We start from the raw sequence: 16,022 nt of genomic DNA, 5'->3' as shown, positions 1-16,022 counted from the left end.
AAATCTCCTTAAGGGCCCGCCGAGATCGACGAAATGGCGCGACTTACTCGCACTTTTGCGCCCAAATGTCGGTTTGGGCGCAAAGAGGGGCGCAACAAGGTGCGCGTAAAGAGGGCGCAAAGAGGGCGGGCAAGTGTGGGTTAGGTGACGGCCATGGCGCCGAGGTTCTCGAACGTCTTGAACACGTCGGCCTTCATCAGCGCGACCTCGCTGTCGGCCACGTCGCGCGGGAACGGCAGTTTGACGTCGATGTCGTCGGCCAGGCGACCGCCCTTGGCGAACACCAGGATTCGGTTGGACAGCTCGACGGCCTCACCCACGTCGTGGGTGACGAACACGACGGTCTTACCCGTGTCGGCCCATATCGTGTGCAGCTCCTTGCGCAACGTGCGCGCGGTGATGGCGTCGAGATGGCTGAACGGCTCGTCCATGAACAGCACGTCGGGTTCGGTGGAGAACGCCCGCGCGATGCCGACGCGCTGCTGCATGCCGCCCGACAGCTCGCCGGGATACTTCGAGCCCTTGTCGCCGAGCTGCACCATCTCCAGATAGTGCTGGCAGCGTTTGCGCGTGGCCTCGCTGCGGTCCTTCTGCACGAACAACATGTTGTCCATCACCGAGCGCCACGGCAGCAGCCGCGCGGCCTGGAACACGTAGCCGGCACGCGCAGGCCGCCCGTCCTGGGTGATGGTGACCCTGCCGCTGGTGGGCACGTCGATACCGGACAGGATGTTCAGCAGCGTCGACTTGCCGCAGCCCGACGGCCCGACCACCGAGACGAACGCGTGCCCGCCGATGCTCAGGTTCACATCCTCGAGCGCGACGACCTTGTCGGCGCCCAGACCGAACTCCTTGTGCAGGTGGTCGATCGTGATGTCAGCCATGCGTTTTCGCTCCTCTAGTCTTCGGGTGGTTTCAGTTCGTCGTCGACGGATTGCGGGCGGCCCGATGTCACCATCGTGATGCTGCCGAGCGCGGCGCCGGTCGCGGTCGACGCGCCTGCGGCGGCGCCGACGGATGCCTTGGTCGGCGCGTCGAACTGCTCTTCGACCACCTCGACGGCATCCAGCGACGGCCGCCACTTGAACAGCCGCTTGGACAGTTGGTCGAACATGAACTTCTCGAACACCAACGCGAAGATCACGAACAGCAGCGCATAGCCGATGACGCCGTAGGCGCGGTGCGCGTCATACCAGAACTTGATCGTCCAGCCTGCGCCGTCCTGGCCGCCGAAGACCTCCGCGACGACCAGGCCCTTCCAGCCGAGCGCGAACGCGTACCGGGCCGCCGCGAACAGGAACGGCAGCAGCGACGGGATCAGCACCTGTCGGATCACCCGCCGCCGCGGCACACCGAACGCCCTGGCCATGTCGAACAGGTCGGTCGGCGTATTCCGCACGCCCTCACGGACATTCATGATGACGAACGGCACACCGGTCAGCACCACGGTGATGATCGGCCCGGTGTCGCCGAAACCGAAGGCCAGGCTGCAGAACAGCGCCCACGCCAGGTTCGGCATCGCCAGGATCGCGACCACCCAGTCATTGAGGAACGCGTCGACGGCCTTGGAAAGCCCCATCGCCAGGCCGATGACGATGCCGATGACCATCGCGATGGCCATGCCGATGGCCAACCGCTGCAACGATATTCCGAACGTCACATACATGTTGTGCGGCGCCAGCGTGTGGCCGGTGATCTCGTCCCACATGAACTTGAGCACCTGCCACGGCGTCGGCAGCACGTCGACGGCGAACGGCCAGATCGTCGTCACCGCCTTGATCGACACCAGCCAGATCACCAGGCAGACGACCGGGAACAGCAGCCGCCCGAGAAGTGAACTGCGGCTCGCCCACCGCCACGCACGGCGCGGCGACAGCGCTGCGCCGGTCATGACTTCAGCTCCTTTCGCCAGGCGAAGAACCGGCGTTCGATCGTCTCGAGCACCACCTTGTCGAGGAACAGTGCGAGTACATAGAACGCGAGGATCCAGGTCAGGAATTCATCGAGCCGGAAAAGCTGTGTCGCCGTTCTCATCTCGAATCCGATGCCCTTCGATGCGGCGAACACCTCGGTCAGCACCGTGACCTTCCAGGCGATCGAGAAACCGAACCGGACCCCGGTGAAGATGAACGGCGCCAAATGCGGCAGCACGATATGCCGGTTGCGCCGAATCACCCCGACATCGAACGACTTCGCCATGTCGATCAGGTCCTTCGGCAACGACTTGATGCCTTCGGACACGTTGACGGAGATCAGCGCGAACGTCGTCAACACGATCGCCAGAATCGGGCCCGCATAGCGGTTGCCGAAGATGATCGCGGTGATCAGCGCCCAGATCAGGCCGGGCGTCGTCACGCCGATCGTGACCGCATCGCGGAAGAAGCCGTTGAGGAAGCGGTTCTGCATCAGCACGCCGATGCCGATACCGACGAAGAAGGCGATGGTGAACCCGACGGCGATGCGTGCGAGTGTGGTGCCGAAGGCGCCCGGTACTTCACCGCTGGCCCATAGCTTTCCGAATGTCTCGAAGACGGTCGACGGACCGGGCAGCAGCCGCTCGTCCATCACCCGGCCGGAGGCCAGCTCCCAGATGCCAAGGAAGAAAACGTAACCGGCGATCCGCCAGCCCCACCTCGTCACGCGATCCTTGCGCTTGGCCGCGCGGACGACGTCCTCCTCGCTGGTGCGTTGCGCCGTGGCCGGCGGGTTATCCAGAGTGGTCGTCACAACGTCCTTTCATCGGCGTCCTTATCATCGGCCGACCCTTCAGTCAGTTGGTGGTGCCGGGGCCGGCATAACCGACCCCGGCCAGACGGTTACTGGGGGTTGATCGCCTCGAAGCGGGGCGTAGGAGCGTCCTCAGACAGGTAATTCGCGTTGTCGGGATGCAGCTTCTTCTGCAGCTCCCAGATCTGGGTTTCATTGGCGATCCAGTCCTCGTCCAGCGCGATCTTGTCGACGAACCAGTCGTTGTCGCCGGAGACGAAGTCGATCATGTAGTTGACGTCCTCTTCGGACTCGACCGAGAAGTGCTGCGGGTACTTCCGCACGGTGTCGGCCTTCTGTTCCTTCCACATGTCGACGCCGGTCTGCCACAGCTCGACGAACTTCGCGGCCAGATCGGGATGCGCGTCGTACCACTCCTGGGTCGCGACGAAGTTGTTGCCCGACACGTGCAGCTTGCCGTCGCTGTTCGGCGCGAACTCCTTGTACAGCTGGAACGGCAGCTTGCCGTCGTACATCACCTCGAGTTCGCCCTTGCGCAGCTGCGGAATGGCGGCCTCGGGGATGACGGCAGCGGCCTCGCAGTCGCCGCGCAGCAGGTTCGTCGGGTTGACGAAGTGGTCGTTGACGACGAGCTCGAAGTCACCGCCGCCGACCCGGTAATCCAGGTCGTGCATCTCCTTGGCGAGGATCGTCCAGAACGCGGTGTTCGACGTCGGGCCGGACACGCAGATCTTCGAGCCCTTGGGGATGTCGGCGAGCGTGTTGTACGGGTCGCCCTTGCGCTTGAGCATCGGCACGCGCTGGTAGTTGTACTTGCCGAAGGTCACCGTCTTGATGCCGGTCTCCTGCTCGAGCACCGGCGTCTCCTGCGTGGCCATCGAGACGATGTCACCGTGTCCGCCAGCAAAGTACGTGAACTCGTCCCACGTCGAGCTGGTCTCGATCTTGACGTTGTTCTCTTGCTCCCACTTGGCCAGCTCGCCCGAGTCCGCCAACAGGTCCCAGACCGGGTCCGGAGCGAACGCGAACTTGATGACCTGCTGATCGCCCTCGGCGCCTTGTTGTTCCTCCGACTTGCTACTACACCCCACCCCGAGCGACAGCGCCAACGCGGCTGCGGCGGCGACGCAGATCGATTTCCTGACCTTCACGATGACCCTCCTCGGTGAGCGCCCACCAACTGGATGGAAGCAACTGTGATGCGTACCACTGCTGAGTACACTGCCACCGCCATTGATGGCCTATGTCGGGCTCCGTGAATTTCGGTGTCAGCGGGTGTCGCGTGCTGTGACGCTTTCCGTCATGGACGACGGCGGTTGACGAATCGCGTGAACAGGACGGCCGCGAATTCGCGCTTGACGCCACTGACCGGCACCGATTTGCGGCATTGACTGTGGTCATGCGACTTGGCTACTTCTCGATGCCTCTGCACCCCGCCGGCCGGAAATGGTCGGAGACCTTGCGCGAGGACCGCGAAGCGGTGCTGCTCGCCGACCGGCTCGGCTACTACGACGCGTTCATCGGAGAACACCTCACCGACCGCCACGAGAACATCACCAACAGCCTGGTGTTCCTGGCGACACTGATCCCCGAGACGACGCAGATCCGGCTGGCCACCGGCACCACGAACCTCTCGCAGCAACACCCCGTTCTGGTCGCCGCGAACTCGGCGATGTTCGACCACCTGTCCGACGGGCGGTTCATCCTCGGCGTCAGCCCCGGGGCCTTGCCGTCGGACGCCGAGGCGCTGGGCATCCTGGACCAGGACCGCAACGAGATGTTCGCCGAAGCCATCGACGTCATCACCGCGATCTGGGACAGCGAACCGCCGTATTCGCTTACGCGCCAGGGCGGCCGCTTCAATGTCACCACCGAAAAGACCCTCGACCTGGAACTCGGCGTCGGCATCCTGCCCAAACCCCTGCAGCAGCCCCGCCCGGAGATCGTCGGCACCGTCGTCGCACCGTTCTCCAAGGGTGTTATCGCGATGGGTACCCGCAACTTTCACCCGCTGTCGGCGAACTTCCTACTGCCGCAATGGGTTGCCACGCACTGGCCCAACTACGTGCAGGGCAAGGAGTCGGTCGGGGAAACCGCGAACACCGAGGACTGGCGGGTGGCCCGCACGGTGTTCGTCAACGACGACCCGGCCGTCGCCGAGGCCTACGGCCGCACCGACCCGCGCAGCCCGTACCGCTTCTACTACGAGAAGATGCTGACCAAGATGCGCAAGATCGGCCGACTCGAACTGTTCAAGTCGCGACGGGACCAACCCGACGACGAGGTCACCCTCGACAGCGTCGTCGACCAGTTGGTCATCACCGGCACGCCGGACTCCGTCGCCGAGCAACTGCTGGCCTTCCGCGAACAGACCGGTGACTTCGGCGAGTTGGTGTACGCGGGGCTGGACTGGGTCGACCCGGACCTGGCGCGCCGGTCCATGGAACTGATGGCCGAAGAGGTCATGCCGCGGGTCAATGCCGGCTGAGCTCGCAATCGGCGACGATCGGCTGCCGCTACCGTCGGAACTGACCGCCGGCCAGCAGTATGCGATCGAGAAGGTCAAATCGGGTCCGCGCGGTGACCTGGTCGCGCCGTTCGTCCCGCTGCTGCGTGCCCCCGAGTTGATGACGCGGCTGCAGCTGGTCGGCGAGTACCTGCGCTTCGGCGCCGGCCTGCCCCAGCACCTGACCGAACTGGTGATCCTCGTGGTCGCGCGGCGCTGGGATCAGGACTACGAGTGGGGCCACCACGTGCCGCTGGCCCGCGCCGCAGGCTTGGCCGAAGAGGTCATCTCCGCGGTGCGCGACGGGGAGGCGGTCACCGGCCCCGCTGACGTTCGCGCCGTGTGGCAGCTGGTCGACGAACTCGAAACCAGCCGCGGTGTCACCGATTCCACGTTCGCGGCGGCGCGGGCCGCGGTCGGTGAGGACGGCATCGTCGAAGTCATCGCCACCGTCGGCTACTACACCACGCTGGCGATGACCATGAACGCCGCCCGCACACCCGTGCCCGACGACTACGAGCGCCTGCCGCCGCGACGGTCATGAGCGCACCGATCGTCTTCCTGCATCCGCTGGGCGCCGACGCCGGCTTCTGGCACCCGGTGCGCGCCGAACTCCACGACGCCACGACGGTGGCGTTCGACCTGCCCGGCCACGGTTCGGCGCCGCTGCCGCCGCAGGGCGAAGGCATCGACGGCTACTCCGCCCCCGTCGCCGAGCAGATCGCCGAACTGGGCGAGCCCGCGCACGTGGTCGGCATGTCGCTCGGCGGGCTGGTCGCACAGCAGCTGGGCTCCGCCCGGCCGGATCTGGTGGCTTCTGTCGTCCTCGTCGACACGGTGCCGGTGTACCCGGAGCCGTTCCGCCAGATGTGGCGAGACCGCGCGAAGACCGCTCGGCAGCACGGGCTTTCGTCGCTGGTCGAGCCGATGGTCGAGATGTGGTTCAGCGCCGAGCTGGCCGCGCGCGACGACCCGCGGGTGCAGCAGGCCCGGCGCACCTTCGCCGCCACCGACCCGGAAGGCTACGCGCGCACCTGCGATGTGCTGGCCGACGTGGACGTCCGCGACCGCGTGGCGGCGCTCACGGTGCCCGCCGTGGTCGTCTGCGGCGACGAGGACGCCCCGGCATTCCGCGAGGCCGCGACCTGGCTGGCCGACACCACCGGGACGACGGTGCATTGGCTGCCCGGCAAACACGCCTGTGCGGTGGAACACCCGGATCGCTTCGCCGAACTGCTGGCCGCTACGACGGCGGGGTGACCGGCGTCTGCTCGATGTTGGCCAGCAGCCGGATCAACCGCGCCGCGACCTGCAGCTCGGTGCGCCGCTCGTTGAGCGTGTGGCCGAGCAACTCCTCGGCCTTGTGCAGCCGGTTGCGCACGGTGTGCTCGTGCAACTGAAGATGTTCCGCCGCAGCGACATGCGACCCGAACCGGAACGACGCCTCCAGCGTCTCACGCAGCCGCTGCGCCTCCACGGTGTCGCGGGCCAGCGGGCCGAGCTCACGCTCGACGAACTGGCGCGCCTGCACCGGATCGCGCATCAGCAGGATCTCCAGGCCGACATCGCCATGGTGCACCACCGATGGCGCGCCAGGCCGGTCCCAGGCGGCGCGGATCCGCTCGGCGTCCATCGCCTCGGTCAACGTCGTGCGGAACCCGTCGATGCCTGCGTGCGCTCCTCCCACCGCGGCCGGCACACCGGCTTCGATCAGCACGCTGTCCAGCGCGTCGAGCACCTGGCGCTTCCATTCGCCAATTCGGCCCAGCCACACCACCGATGAGCTCAGCGTCAGCGGATAGACCAGCGAATGCTGGCAGCTGACGGCCGCGCGCATCCCGACCGCCAACTGGGTGGCCGCACCCTCGGCGACCGTGGGCAGCAGAACGGCGATGTGGCGGCTGGTCAGGTCGTAGGACAGGATCGCGGCGTCAGAGCTGGACAGCACGCCGCTCTCGTCGCGCAGGATGTCCCTGACCAGGCTGCGCCGCATGTGCCCGCGAGACCGGTTGAGCGCTTCGTAGTCGTGGGTGTAGGTCTCGGCGACCTGCGACGCCACGAAGTCCTGATAGCCGAGGATGGTCTGGGTCAACAGTTGCTGAGCTAAGAAGGCTTCGTCTCGGTCGATGTCGCGGTCGGTGATGGCCTTGCGCAGATGATTACTCCACGCTTCCCACATCGTGAAGAAGCTGATGCGGTAGGAGCGTTGCATCGACTTCTGCGGAATGCGCAGCTGCGCTTGCACTTTCGCGAACGACAGCACCGCCTCCAGATGGACGTCCTCGAGCGCGATCTCACCCGCGATGACCGAGCGCAGACAGCGCGCGTTCGCGCTGGTGCTGGCCGTCAGATAGCCGCGAAATTCGTCGTCGTGGGCCTGGTTGGGAAACGCTATGGACAGGCAGCGGCCGATGATGACCTCGACGAGGTCGTCGACGTCGAAATCTCGTGCCAGCTCCTGCACCCACGGCGGCAGCGGCCGATCGTCGTGCCACAGGTTCAGCGGGGCAGGCATGCGCACGTCTGCGGAGTCCATTGCTCGGCCGTTGTCGATGGTCAGTGACATCGCGATGCACCTCGATCGGGTCGTGTGCGCGATCCTAGCCGGGCAGAGCGCACCCGCTGCGGTCGCACCTCATCGGACCGCCTCGACCGAGCCGCTGAGCGCCGAGCGGGTGATCGCCTCGAAGGTGCGGGCGTTGGCCACCATTTCGTCCAGCGGGATCGGGTAGGGCTCGCCGCCGGCGACAGCCTTCGCGAAAGCCTCGATGTTCTCGCGCACCGATGAGTGCGGCGGAATGAACGTGGCCTGGGCTTCTTCGCCGCGCAGCTGGCGGGTGACGTCCCAACCCTTGGGGTTCTCGGGGTGGTTGCGGTCGCGGATCTCCATCCAGCCTTCGGAGCCGAGCAGCGTGATGCGCCCGACGAACGGGGTCGCCAGGATGGCCGTGATCAGCGCGGTCTGGCCCTTCTCGAAGGCCAGCGTGACGGCCAGGGTGTCGCCATTGGCGAAGTTGGTGGCCTGGGTGGACAGCCGCGCCCACACCTCGGTGGGCCTGCCGAAGATGCTGATCGCCAGGTCGACGAGGTGGATGCCGGTGGCCGACAGGGGGCCGACAGGGGCCTCCACCGCCGACAGCCGCCAGTTGTCGGCGGGCAGGTCGAGGAATTTGTCCTGGCTGAAATTGCCTTCGAACACCAGCGGGGTGCCCAGCTGGCCGTCCATGATCGCGCGGCGCAGTTCGTCGACGGCGGGTTCGAAACGGCGTTCGTGGCCGATGCCGAGCTGCAGGCCGGCGCCGGTGATCGCGTCGACGGCGCGTTGCGCGTCGTCGCCGGACGTGCTGAGCGGCTTCTCGCAAAAGACGTGCTTGCCGTGTGCCGCCGCAGCGATGATTTGCTCGGTGTGGAATTTGTGTGGCGTGCACAGGATTACGGCGTCGATGGCGTCATCGGTGAGCACCGCGTCGATGCCGCTGTGCACGGCTTCCAGTTGGTCTTGGACAGCGGTGCGCGCCGCCGGGTCTGTGTCGACACCCGCCACGATCTGCACGTGTTCGCTGTCGTGCAGATCCTGCACGATTTTGCGGCCCCACCACCCGAGTCCCACGACGGCTGTTCTGATCACACCGGATAGTCAATGACCGGCGAAGCGGTCGCGCATTGTCTGCTGACGTGAAGTTCTGCCGCGTGTGTGTCGCAATCCGTGAGTGTTTGCACCCCGGTTGCCGACGTTCAATTGAGCTATTGAGAAGAACTACGGGAGATCTGTCATGACACAGGACTACGTGAACACCGCTGAGTCGGTCGACACGGACCTGTTCCGGCACGTCGTCGGTCATCTGGCCAGTGGCGTAACGGTGGTGACGACCAGAGTCGACGGCCGCGACTACGGCATGACCGCGAGCTCTGTGACCTCGCTGTCGATGGACCCGCCGATGATGCTGGCCTGCGTGAACAACTCGGTGCCGACCGCCGGTGCGATCGAGCGCAGCGGCCGCTACACCGTCAATGTGTTGGGGCAGACGCATGGCGACCTGGCCTACCAGTTCGCGACGCCGCGGCAGGACAAGTTCGCAGGGGTAGCCGTCGAGCGCGGCGCAGGCGGGATTCCGATGCTGGCCGAGGCGATCGCGTCGATCGAGTGCGAGGTCACCGAGCAGGTCGTCGGCGGCACCCATTCGGTGTTCCTCGGTCACGTCACCGCCGCGACCGCACGGGAGGGTGCGCCGCTGACGTACTTCCGCGGCGGCTTCGGACGTTTCGAGTTCGAGCGCAATGATCGCGCCTACGAACGGGCCAGGGACATGGTGCTCAGCCGCGTGTTCGCCGCGGGCCAGGTGATCACCGTCGACGAACTCGCCGACTGCCTCGACGGCGATCGCGCGCAGGCGTTCTACGCGTTGACGCGGCTGTCCGGTGACGGGTTGGTGCGGCGCGACCCCGATCGTGGTTACGTGATCGCGCCGTTCGACGTGCGCACCTCCGACGACACCTTCGAGGCGCGGCTGGCAATCGAGTTGGGCGTCATCGATCGCGTTGCCGGACAATGCGATCCGAAACTACTCGCCGAAGCCCGGCATCATCTGGACACGATGTCACGCTATCTCGTCGACGACCACTTCGAAGACTTCCACGCCTATCTCGACGCCAATTACGCCTTCCACGAGGCGATTGTGGCGCTATCGGGCAACCCGCTGCTGATCGCGGCATTCGGGTCGCTTTCCATCAAGAACGTGATGGCGCGCAGCTTCGGCATGACCGCTCAGTCGTCGGCGGCATTCCTTGCCGTGCAGCGTGATTTACTCGAGGCGCTGGAAAGTGGCGATGCCGACGCGGCCCGCCGCGCCGCCAAGGCCTATTGCGAGATGGCCAAGGCGCGCACTCGGCAGGTGTTGGCGCTGACCGGAGGACAGGTGTGATGAGCGAACGTCAAGCAACGATACTGCGGCCCGACGAGCTCCCGGCCCGCGAGCGCGGCGGCGGCGCGAGCACGATCCCACTGGTGTCACCGAAAGTCGGCGCCCGCGAGTTCCTCAACGGCATCACCAAATTCGGCCCGGGCGCGGCCATCGCCGAGCACTACCACAACTGCGACGAGTGCGTCGTCGTGACGCAGGGCCGCGCGATTGTGCACATCGAGGACACCACCCACGAGGTCGCCGTCGGTCACACCACGTTCATCCCTGCCGGGATACGGCACTATTTCGAAAACGCCTCCGACAGCGAGGAAATGCACATCTTCTGGACCTACGGATCCGTCGACGCCACCCGCACCATCGTCGCCACCGGCGTCACCACCCGCATCGACGAGGAGCACGGAACGGCCGTGCCCGTCTAATTCCCGTCTAATCCCCCGCGAAACGGAAAACACGCAGCACAACTACGAGAAGGGGGCTGCGCGGATTCCGCCTCGCGAACGAGGAGGCTAGCCGCTCTTGCGGCGGAACTCGCGGCGGTTCTCGACCGGCCCGTGCGCCTTCGGCTGCTTGCGCCCGCCGTCGCGGTGCTCCTCACCGCCGCCGGACTTGGCCTTCTTCCGCTCCAACGCCTCCCGGAATTTCTGCTTGATGTCGTTTTCCGGTGCTTCAGCCATAGCCGGAGCCTAGCGCGACACACGGGCTCCAGTCGCTTGCTTTTCGGTGATGGCCGTCAGCGCATTCCCGGCGGCAAACCGTAGACGTGCGAGATGGGCAGGGTCATCAGCACGCGCCGGTCGTCGACCATGGCGCGCCGGTAGTCGTCCCAGTCTGGATGCTCACCGGCGATGTTGCGGTACAGGGCGATGAGCCCCTCGACGGTGTCGTCGTCGACGCGCGCAGCGGGCGGGGTCAGGATCGCGTCGCCCTCAGCCACCGCGTACGACCAGCCGTCGTCGCAGCTGACGTGCAGCGACGCCCTCGGGTCGCGACGCAAATTGCGCGTCTTGGCCCGCGGCTCGGTGAGCGATGCCTGGATGGTCAGCTTCCGCGCGTCGAAGTAGTACGAGATGTTGGACAGCTGGGGCCTGCCGTCCTTCTTGATGGTCGCCAGCACGCCCAGCGAGTTGTTGTTGATCACCGCGAGCAGCTTGTCGTCGAACACTTGGCGCGCCATGCCCCGAGCCTACGTCGCCATGTTTGAGGGCTGAACCGATTGGCCGCGCTACCTAGGATGAGCGCATGCCAACGATCCACGGCGACATCCTCGACGGCGTCTCGGCGACCACCCTGTGGACCCTGCACAACCGCGCCACCGAGGCCAAGAGGTCCGACGGGGTGATCCGCGACCCGTGGGCCGTCACCCTGTTCGACTCGATCTCCTACGACTACCTCAAGTTCGGCAAGCCCAACCAGTCGCACGCGCTGCGGGCGGTCGCATTCGACGCGCAGATGCGCGAGTTTCTGACCGCTCACCCCACAGCGTCGATCGTCGCCCTCGCCGAAGGACTGCAGACCAGCTTCTGGCGGCTCGACGCTGCGGGCGTGGCCGACGAACTGACCTGGTACTCAATCGATCTGCCGCCGGTGATGGCGCTGCGGGCGCAGCTGCTGCCGCACGACGACCGCATCGTTGCGCTGGCCCAGTCGGCACTGGACCGCAGCTGGATGGACCGCGTCACCGGCGAGGACGTATTCATCACCGCCGAGGGCCTGCTGATGTACCTGGAGCCCGACGACGCGATCGGGCTGGTCCGCGACTGCGCGGCCCGCTTCCCCGGCGGCCGGATGATGTTCGACAACATTCCGCCGTTCTTCAGCCGCCGCACACTCAAGGGCTTCAAGCTCTCGGACCGCTACACCGCCCCGCCGATGCCGTTCGCGATGACCCCCGACGAGGGTCTGGCGCTGGCCGACACCATCGCCGGCGTGCGCGCCGCTCGCGACATCAAGTACCCGCCCGGTCGCGGGGTGTTCAAGATCGCGGCCTGGCCGCCGCTGGACCGCATCGCCGCCTTCCGTCGCGTCCGGCCCAGTGTCACGCTGCTGGAGTTCGCCCGATGACCCGTTACGCCGCATTCCTGCGCGGCGTGAACGTCGGCGGCGTCAACCTCAAGATGGCCCAGGTCGCCGCGGCGCTGGAGAGGGCTGGTTTCACCAACGTCAAGACGATCCTCGCCAGCGGCAACGTGCTGCTGGACAGCCGGTCGGGCGTCGACGCCGTCCGCAAGAAGGCCGAGCAGGCGCTGCGGGCCGAATTCGGCTATGACGCCTGGGTTTTGGCGTACGACCTGGACACCGTGCGGGCCATCTCGGAGGCCTATCCCTTCGAACGCGAGGTCGACGGTCACCACAGCTACGTCACCTTCGTCACCGACGAGCAGGTGCTCGACGAACTGGCCGCGCTCGCCGAGAACGCCGGGCACAACGAGAAGATCGCCCGCGGCGCGGGCGTGATCTACTGGCAGGTCCCCAGATCGAGCACGCTGGACTCCGCGATGGGCAAGACGATGGGCAAGAAGCGCTACAAGTCGTCGACGACGACGCGCAACCTCCGCACACTGGAAAAGGTTCTGCGATGAGCAAGGTAGACGGTTCCGCCCTGACCGGGGTCTCCGAGACGGCGCTGATGACGCTGCTGGTGCGCGCCACCGAGGCCCGCAGGCCCGACGCGATCATCGACGATCCGATGGCGATCAAGCTGGTCGACTCCATCGACTTCGATTTCGGCAAGTTCGGTTTCACCCGGCGCCAGGACATCGCGCGGCGGGCGCTGACCTTCGACAAGTACACGAAGCGGTACCTGGTCGATCACCCATCGGCCACGGTGGTGGCGCTGGCCGAAGGGTTGCAGACCAGTTTCTACCGGATCAACGAATCCGGGGTTGGCGACCAATTCCGTTGGCTGACCGTAGATTTGCCGCCGATCGTCGAACTGCGCGAACGGCTGCTGCCGCACTCCGACCGCGTGTCGGTCTGCGCGCAGTCTGCGCTGGATTACGGCTGGATGGACCGGGTGGACCCGTCCGACGGCGTGTTCATCACCGCCGAGGGCCTGCTGATGTATCTGCAGCCCGAGGAGGCGCTCGGCCTGATCACCGAATGCGCCAAACGCTTTCCCGGCGGCCAGATGATGTTCGACCTGCCTCCCGTGCTGTTCGGTTCGTGGTTGCGCCGCGGTATTCCGACGTCCCTGCGCTACCGGGTGCCGCCGATGCCGTTCACGCTGTCGCCGGAGCAGATCGCAAACCTCGTCCACGAGGTTCCCGGCATTCGCGCCGTGCACGATCTGCCCTGGGATCCCGGCCGCGGCAAAGTGCTCAACGCGGTGATGTGGACGCTGCAGCGCCTGCCACTGCTCGACCCGGTGCGGCCGCTGGTCACGCTGCTGGAATTCGGCTAGCCGTCAGCCGAACGCGGCCTCGACGTACTTGAGCGCCTCGCCCTTGTCGACGCCGAGCGCCTTGGCCGCCGTCGCGTAAGTGTGCGCAGCTGTGGCCATCGCCGCATCCGCCGGATCCGTGCGCACCACGAAAGTGCCGAAGCGCCCGCGCGTTTCGAGGATTCCCGCCGATTCCAGTTCGCGATACGCTCGCGCCACGGTGTTGACCGCCATGTGCAGCTGGGCCGCTAATTCCCGTACCGTCGGAAGCCGTGTCCCGGGCGGCAGCTTGCCGCTGCGGATCCCCTCGATGATCTGGCTTCTGAGCTGGTCGAAGAGCGGCCTACTCGCGTGCGGATCAGCTTGAACCCATTCCCCCAAATCCACCACGTGCTCAGTATCGCCCATACGCGATAGTTTGGTGGTGTGCAATTGACTGTGCTCAGCGGAGCCGGTATTTCCGCAGAGAGCGGCGTCCCGACGTTTCGCGACGTCGAGACGGGATTATGGGCGAAAGTCGACCCCTACGAAATCTCCAGCGCCGAGGGCTGGCGCGACCACCCCGAGAAGGTGTGGGCGTGGTACCTGTGGCGGCACTATTTGATGCAGAACGTCGAGCCGAACAACGGTCATCGGGCCGTCGCCGCCTGGCAGGACTACGCCGAGGTCCACGTCGTCACCCAGAACGTCGATGACCTGCATGAACGGGCCGGTAGCCGGCGGGTTTATCACGTCCACGGCAGCCTGTTCCAATTCCGTTGCGACCGTTGCGAAGGCGAATATCGCGGCGAGCTGCCCGCGATGCCCGAGCCGGTCGAGGCCGTCTCGCCGCCCGAGTGCGAGTGCGGCGGCCTGGTCAGGCCGAACGTGGTGTGGTTCGGCGAGGCGCTGCCCGATGACGCCTGGCAGAAGTCCGTCGACGCGGTGACCCACGCCGATCTTGTCGTCGTGGTGGGCACGTCGTCGATCGTCTACCCCGCGGCGGGCCTGCCCGAGCTGGCGCTGGCCCAGGGCATCCCGGTGATCGAAGTGAACCCGGAGCGCACGCCGCTGTCGGATGCCGCGACGGTGTCGATGCGGGAAACCGCGGCAGGGGCGCTGCCGGGTCTGCTGCAGCGTCTGCCGTCGCTCCTCGGCTAGTTTCCGCTAGGCGGCGGGCTTGGTCGCGCGGCCGATGGTGTATTCGGCGACGGGCGTCGGGAACCACGCGGGCAGCGCGGGCTCGCGACGGGAACCGTCCACCGTGAAGCCCGCCGCGACGATTGAGGCCTGGGTGTCGCGGTGGGTGTGGCAGTTGCCCATCAGCCGCGGCCATATCGTCGCGTCGGCGATCTTCTGCAGCCGTCCGCGCACACCGCCGCTGGCGACATGCTCGAGGAAGCGCAGCTGGCCGCCCGGCCGCACGAGCGAAAAGAGCTGTCGCAGAAGCGCATCGGGATCGTCAACCGAGCACAGCACCAGCGAGCAGACGACGGCGTCGAACACCTCGCCCTGCGACTCGGACAAGAACGCCTCCACAGTCGCCTCGGTCACCTTGACAGGCACCGGCGCCGTCTCGGCGGCCTTGCGCGCCTGCGGGGCCAGCAGCCGCTCGGGCTCCATCGCGATCACCTCGGTGACCGTGGGCGGATAGTAGGAGAAGTTCGTGCCGGTGCCCGCGCCGATCTCCAACACGCGGCCGGTCAGGCCGGCGAGGTTCTCGGTGCGCATGCGCTTGATCTCGTCGGTTTCGTGGTTGGACAGAAACGTCCACAGCCGGGCGAAAAACGGGTTGCTTGTGGTGGCCTCGCTCACGACTTCCTCTCTCGGGGTTGACGATCCAGCAGCCATTCGACGGTCTGCGCAGGAGTGGCATCGCCGTCGACGAGGCCCAGCACGACGCGGCCGAGACACGCCGCCGACAACGTCTGGTCGACGAACTCGTCGACATCGCCCCACGGCAGGTAGGGCTTCGAGATCAACAGCGCCGCAACGCCGTGCGCGGCGGTCAGCAGCTGCAGCGCGGGGATGGTCGGATCGCCCGGCGGGTAGATGCCCTCGTCGATCAGCGCCTGCACCGAGTTGAGCAGATGCTGAAACGCCGAACTGTTCAGCGTCGTGTCGACGTCGCTGCCTGGTCGGCCCTCCCCCATCGTGGCGATGCGGTACAGCTCGGGGGTCTGCATCGCGAACCGCACGTAGGCAAGGCCCTGCGCCCGCAGCACTTCGACGGCGTTGGGCTGGTCGGCGGCGGCCTGCTGCATCTGCTCGTCGAGCTTCTCGAAGTACCGCGCGCACACCGCGTCGAGCAGGGCGTCCTTGTCGGCGAAGTGCAGGTAGATCGACGGCGGCGTGACGCCCACGCGCTGCGCCACCGATCGGATCGACACGGCCTTGGCGTGGCCGGTCTCCAGCAGCAACTCGGTGGTGGCGTCGAGGATTTCGTCTCGCAACTGCTCACCGGCGCCGCGCGGCGCGCGTCGTCGCTTCAGGGGAGGCAGTGACATCG

Annotated in this window: 20 protein-coding genes; 9 read left to right on the top strand and 11 right to left on the bottom strand. The window is 66.4% G+C overall.

All coding sequences use genetic code 11. From position 1 onward, the window contains the following. Positions 1-140 precede the first annotated feature (140 nt). The 4 genes from CQY20_RS05995 to CQY20_RS05980 form a co-directional block, all read right to left on the bottom strand. Positions 141-884 (bottom strand): ABC transporter ATP-binding protein, encoded by a 744-nt coding sequence (locus tag CQY20_RS05995; protein WP_097938975.1) that lies wholly within the window; start codon positions 882-884, stop codon positions 141-143. A gap of 14 nt (positions 885-898) precedes the next feature. Beyond that, complete coding sequence (locus tag CQY20_RS05990; RefSeq protein ID WP_097938973.1) at positions 899-1,891, bottom strand: ABC transporter permease; 993 nt, start codon at positions 1,889-1,891, stop codon at positions 899-901. Beyond that, on the bottom strand, positions 1,888-2,727 hold the full coding sequence (locus CQY20_RS05985) for an ABC transporter permease (protein ID WP_097938971.1): 840 nt from the start codon (positions 2,725-2,727) through the stop codon (positions 1,888-1,890). The genes CQY20_RS05990 and CQY20_RS05985 overlap by 4 nt, the downstream gene beginning before the upstream one ends. A gap of 89 nt (positions 2,728-2,816) precedes the next feature. Next, positions 2,817-3,878, bottom strand: a complete 1,062-nt coding sequence (locus tag CQY20_RS05980) for an ABC transporter substrate-binding protein (RefSeq protein ID WP_097938970.1) — start codon at positions 3,876-3,878, stop codon at positions 2,817-2,819. Between the two features lie 248 nt (positions 3,879-4,126). Here CQY20_RS05980 and CQY20_RS05975 point away from each other — a divergent pair, with 248 nt between their 5' ends. Genes CQY20_RS05975 through CQY20_RS05965 form a run of 3 tightly spaced genes read left to right on the top strand, consistent with a single transcriptional unit; the run spans position 4,127 to position 6,493 of the window. Further along, on the top strand, positions 4,127-5,215 hold the full coding sequence (locus CQY20_RS05975) for an LLM class flavin-dependent oxidoreductase (protein ID WP_097939064.1): 1,089 nt from the start codon (positions 4,127-4,129) through the stop codon (positions 5,213-5,215). Beyond that, positions 5,205-5,777: a carboxymuconolactone decarboxylase family protein gene (locus CQY20_RS05970; protein ID WP_097938968.1), complete on the top strand. Its 573-nt coding sequence runs from the start codon at positions 5,205-5,207 to the stop codon at positions 5,775-5,777. The genes CQY20_RS05975 and CQY20_RS05970 overlap by 11 nt, the downstream gene beginning before the upstream one ends. Beyond that, positions 5,774-6,493 carry an alpha/beta fold hydrolase gene (locus CQY20_RS05965; protein ID WP_097938966.1) on the top strand — a complete coding sequence of 240 codons (720 nt, stop codon included), beginning with the start codon at positions 5,774-5,776 and terminating at the stop codon, positions 6,491-6,493. Before CQY20_RS05970 ends, CQY20_RS05965 begins: the two co-directional genes overlap by 4 nt. Here the strand turns inward: CQY20_RS05965 and CQY20_RS05960 are convergent. Together CQY20_RS05960 and CQY20_RS05955 are read right to left on the bottom strand one after the other, a co-directional pair. Beyond that, positions 6,477-7,799: a PucR family transcriptional regulator gene (locus tag CQY20_RS05960; RefSeq protein ID WP_097938964.1), complete on the bottom strand. Its 1,323-nt coding sequence runs from the start codon at positions 7,797-7,799 to the stop codon at positions 6,477-6,479. The genes CQY20_RS05965 and CQY20_RS05960 overlap by 17 nt on opposite strands. A 69-nt stretch (positions 7,800-7,868) precedes the next feature. After that, a complete protein-coding gene (locus CQY20_RS05955) occupies positions 7,869-8,861 on the bottom strand; it encodes a Gfo/Idh/MocA family protein (RefSeq protein ID WP_097938962.1) in 993 nt (330 codons plus the stop codon). A 145-nt stretch (positions 8,862-9,006) separates the two neighbouring features. Here CQY20_RS05955 and CQY20_RS05950 point away from each other — a divergent pair, with 145 nt between their 5' ends. Together CQY20_RS05950 and CQY20_RS05945 are read left to right on the top strand one after the other, a co-directional pair. Next, positions 9,007-10,155 carry a flavin reductase gene (locus tag CQY20_RS05950; RefSeq protein ID WP_097938960.1) on the top strand — a complete coding sequence of 383 codons (1,149 nt, stop codon included), beginning with the start codon at positions 9,007-9,009 and terminating at the stop codon, positions 10,153-10,155. Beyond that, entirely contained in the window at positions 10,155-10,574 is a 420-nt protein-coding gene (locus CQY20_RS05945) for a cupin domain-containing protein (RefSeq protein WP_097938958.1), read from the top strand. The genes CQY20_RS05950 and CQY20_RS05945 overlap by 1 nt, the downstream gene beginning before the upstream one ends. 87 nt (positions 10,575-10,661) lie before the next feature. Here CQY20_RS05945 and CQY20_RS05940 read toward each other — a convergent pair whose 3' ends face one another. Continuing rightward, complete coding sequence (locus CQY20_RS05940; RefSeq protein WP_097938956.1) at positions 10,662-10,829, bottom strand: DUF5302 domain-containing protein; 168 nt, start codon at positions 10,827-10,829, stop codon at positions 10,662-10,664. A gap of 56 nt (positions 10,830-10,885) precedes the next feature. After that, on the bottom strand, positions 10,886-11,329 hold the full coding sequence (locus CQY20_RS05935; RefSeq protein WP_097938954.1) for a PPOX class F420-dependent oxidoreductase: 444 nt from the start codon (positions 11,327-11,329) through the stop codon (positions 10,886-10,888). Positions 11,330-11,394: 65 nt separating this feature from the next. Between CQY20_RS05935 and CQY20_RS05930 the strand changes: the two genes are divergently transcribed. From CQY20_RS05930 to CQY20_RS05920, 3 genes are read left to right on the top strand one after another with little or no spacing between them, the layout of a single operon-like run. Further along, complete coding sequence (locus tag CQY20_RS05930) at positions 11,395-12,216, top strand: class I SAM-dependent methyltransferase (RefSeq protein ID WP_097938952.1); 822 nt, start codon at positions 11,395-11,397, stop codon at positions 12,214-12,216. Then, positions 12,213-12,734: a DUF1697 domain-containing protein gene (locus tag CQY20_RS05925; protein WP_097938950.1), complete on the top strand. Its 522-nt coding sequence runs from the start codon at positions 12,213-12,215 to the stop codon at positions 12,732-12,734. The genes CQY20_RS05930 and CQY20_RS05925 overlap by 4 nt, the downstream gene beginning before the upstream one ends. Then, positions 12,731-13,555 (top strand): class I SAM-dependent methyltransferase, encoded by an 825-nt coding sequence (locus CQY20_RS05920; protein WP_097938948.1) that lies wholly within the window; start codon positions 12,731-12,733, stop codon positions 13,553-13,555. The genes CQY20_RS05925 and CQY20_RS05920 overlap by 4 nt, the downstream gene beginning before the upstream one ends. A gap of 3 nt (positions 13,556-13,558) precedes the next feature. On the opposite strand, the gene CQY20_RS05915 is transcribed toward CQY20_RS05920, so the two are convergent. Then, positions 13,559-13,924 (bottom strand): Rv1152 family transcriptional regulator, encoded by a 366-nt coding sequence (locus CQY20_RS05915; RefSeq protein WP_097939062.1) that lies wholly within the window; start codon positions 13,922-13,924, stop codon positions 13,559-13,561. A 36-nt stretch (positions 13,925-13,960) separates the two neighbouring features. Here CQY20_RS05915 and CQY20_RS05910 point away from each other — a divergent pair, with 36 nt between their 5' ends. Beyond that, positions 13,961-14,674 carry an NAD-dependent deacylase gene (locus CQY20_RS05910; RefSeq protein WP_097938946.1) on the top strand — a complete coding sequence of 238 codons (714 nt, stop codon included), beginning with the start codon at positions 13,961-13,963 and terminating at the stop codon, positions 14,672-14,674. Positions 14,675-14,680: 6 nt separating this feature from the next. Here CQY20_RS05910 and CQY20_RS05905 read toward each other — a convergent pair whose 3' ends face one another. Both CQY20_RS05905 and CQY20_RS05900 read right to left on the bottom strand, forming a co-directional pair. Beyond that, positions 14,681-15,328, bottom strand: coding sequence for a class I SAM-dependent methyltransferase (locus tag CQY20_RS05905; protein WP_234816121.1), 648 nt, complete (start codon positions 15,326-15,328; stop codon positions 14,681-14,683). Then, positions 15,325-16,020 (bottom strand): TetR/AcrR family transcriptional regulator, encoded by a 696-nt coding sequence (locus CQY20_RS05900; RefSeq protein ID WP_097938942.1) that lies wholly within the window; start codon positions 16,018-16,020, stop codon positions 15,325-15,327. The genes CQY20_RS05905 and CQY20_RS05900 overlap by 4 nt, the downstream gene beginning before the upstream one ends. Positions 16,021-16,022: the final 2 nt, after the last annotated feature.

Source organism: Mycolicibacterium agri (assembly GCF_002553505.1).
Lineage (GTDB): Bacteria > Actinomycetota > Actinomycetes > Mycobacteriales > Mycobacteriaceae > Mycobacterium > Mycobacterium agri.
Note: the sequence above shows the minus strand (reverse complement) of the source record. Positions and strands in the feature narration are given on the sequence as shown.

What these genes read in the sequence shown, in the direction of transcription:
- CQY20_RS05940 (WP_097938956.1), bottom strand. Translation starts at nt 10,829, where the DNA reads ATGGCTGAAGCACCGGAAAACGACATCAAGCAGAAATTCCGGGAGGCG.
- CQY20_RS05970 (WP_097938968.1), top strand. Translation starts at nt 5,205, where the DNA reads ATGCCGGCTGAGCTCGCAATCGGCGACGATCGGCTGCCGCTACCGTCG.
- CQY20_RS05925 (WP_097938950.1), top strand. Translation starts at nt 12,213, where the DNA reads ATGACCCGTTACGCCGCATTCCTGCGCGGCGTGAACGTCGGCGGCGTC.
- CQY20_RS05945 (WP_097938958.1), top strand. Translation starts at nt 10,155, where the DNA reads ATGAGCGAACGTCAAGCAACGATACTGCGGCCCGACGAGCTCCCGGCC.
- CQY20_RS05990 (WP_097938973.1), bottom strand. Translation starts at nt 1,891, where the DNA reads ATGACCGGCGCAGCGCTGTCGCCGCGCCGTGCGTGGCGGTGGGCGAGC.
- CQY20_RS05965 (WP_097938966.1), top strand. Translation starts at nt 5,774, where the DNA reads ATGAGCGCACCGATCGTCTTCCTGCATCCGCTGGGCGCCGACGCCGGC.
- CQY20_RS05960 (WP_097938964.1), bottom strand. Translation starts at nt 7,799, where the DNA reads ATGTCACTGACCATCGACAACGGCCGAGCAATGGACTCCGCAGACGTG.
- CQY20_RS05900 (WP_097938942.1), bottom strand. Translation starts at nt 16,020, where the DNA reads ATGTCACTGCCTCCCCTGAAGCGACGACGCGCGCCGCGCGGCGCCGGT.
- CQY20_RS05935 (WP_097938954.1), bottom strand. Translation starts at nt 11,329, where the DNA reads ATGGCGCGCCAAGTGTTCGACGACAAGCTGCTCGCGGTGATCAACAAC.
- CQY20_RS05920 (WP_097938948.1), top strand. Translation starts at nt 12,731, where the DNA reads ATGAGCAAGGTAGACGGTTCCGCCCTGACCGGGGTCTCCGAGACGGCG.
- CQY20_RS05975 (WP_097939064.1), top strand. Translation starts at nt 4,127, where the DNA reads ATGCGACTTGGCTACTTCTCGATGCCTCTGCACCCCGCCGGCCGGAAA.
- CQY20_RS05930 (WP_097938952.1), top strand. Translation starts at nt 11,395, where the DNA reads ATGCCAACGATCCACGGCGACATCCTCGACGGCGTCTCGGCGACCACC.
- CQY20_RS05995 (WP_097938975.1), bottom strand. Translation starts at nt 884, where the DNA reads ATGGCTGACATCACGATCGACCACCTGCACAAGGAGTTCGGTCTGGGC.
- CQY20_RS05950 (WP_097938960.1), top strand. Translation starts at nt 9,007, where the DNA reads ATGACACAGGACTACGTGAACACCGCTGAGTCGGTCGACACGGACCTG.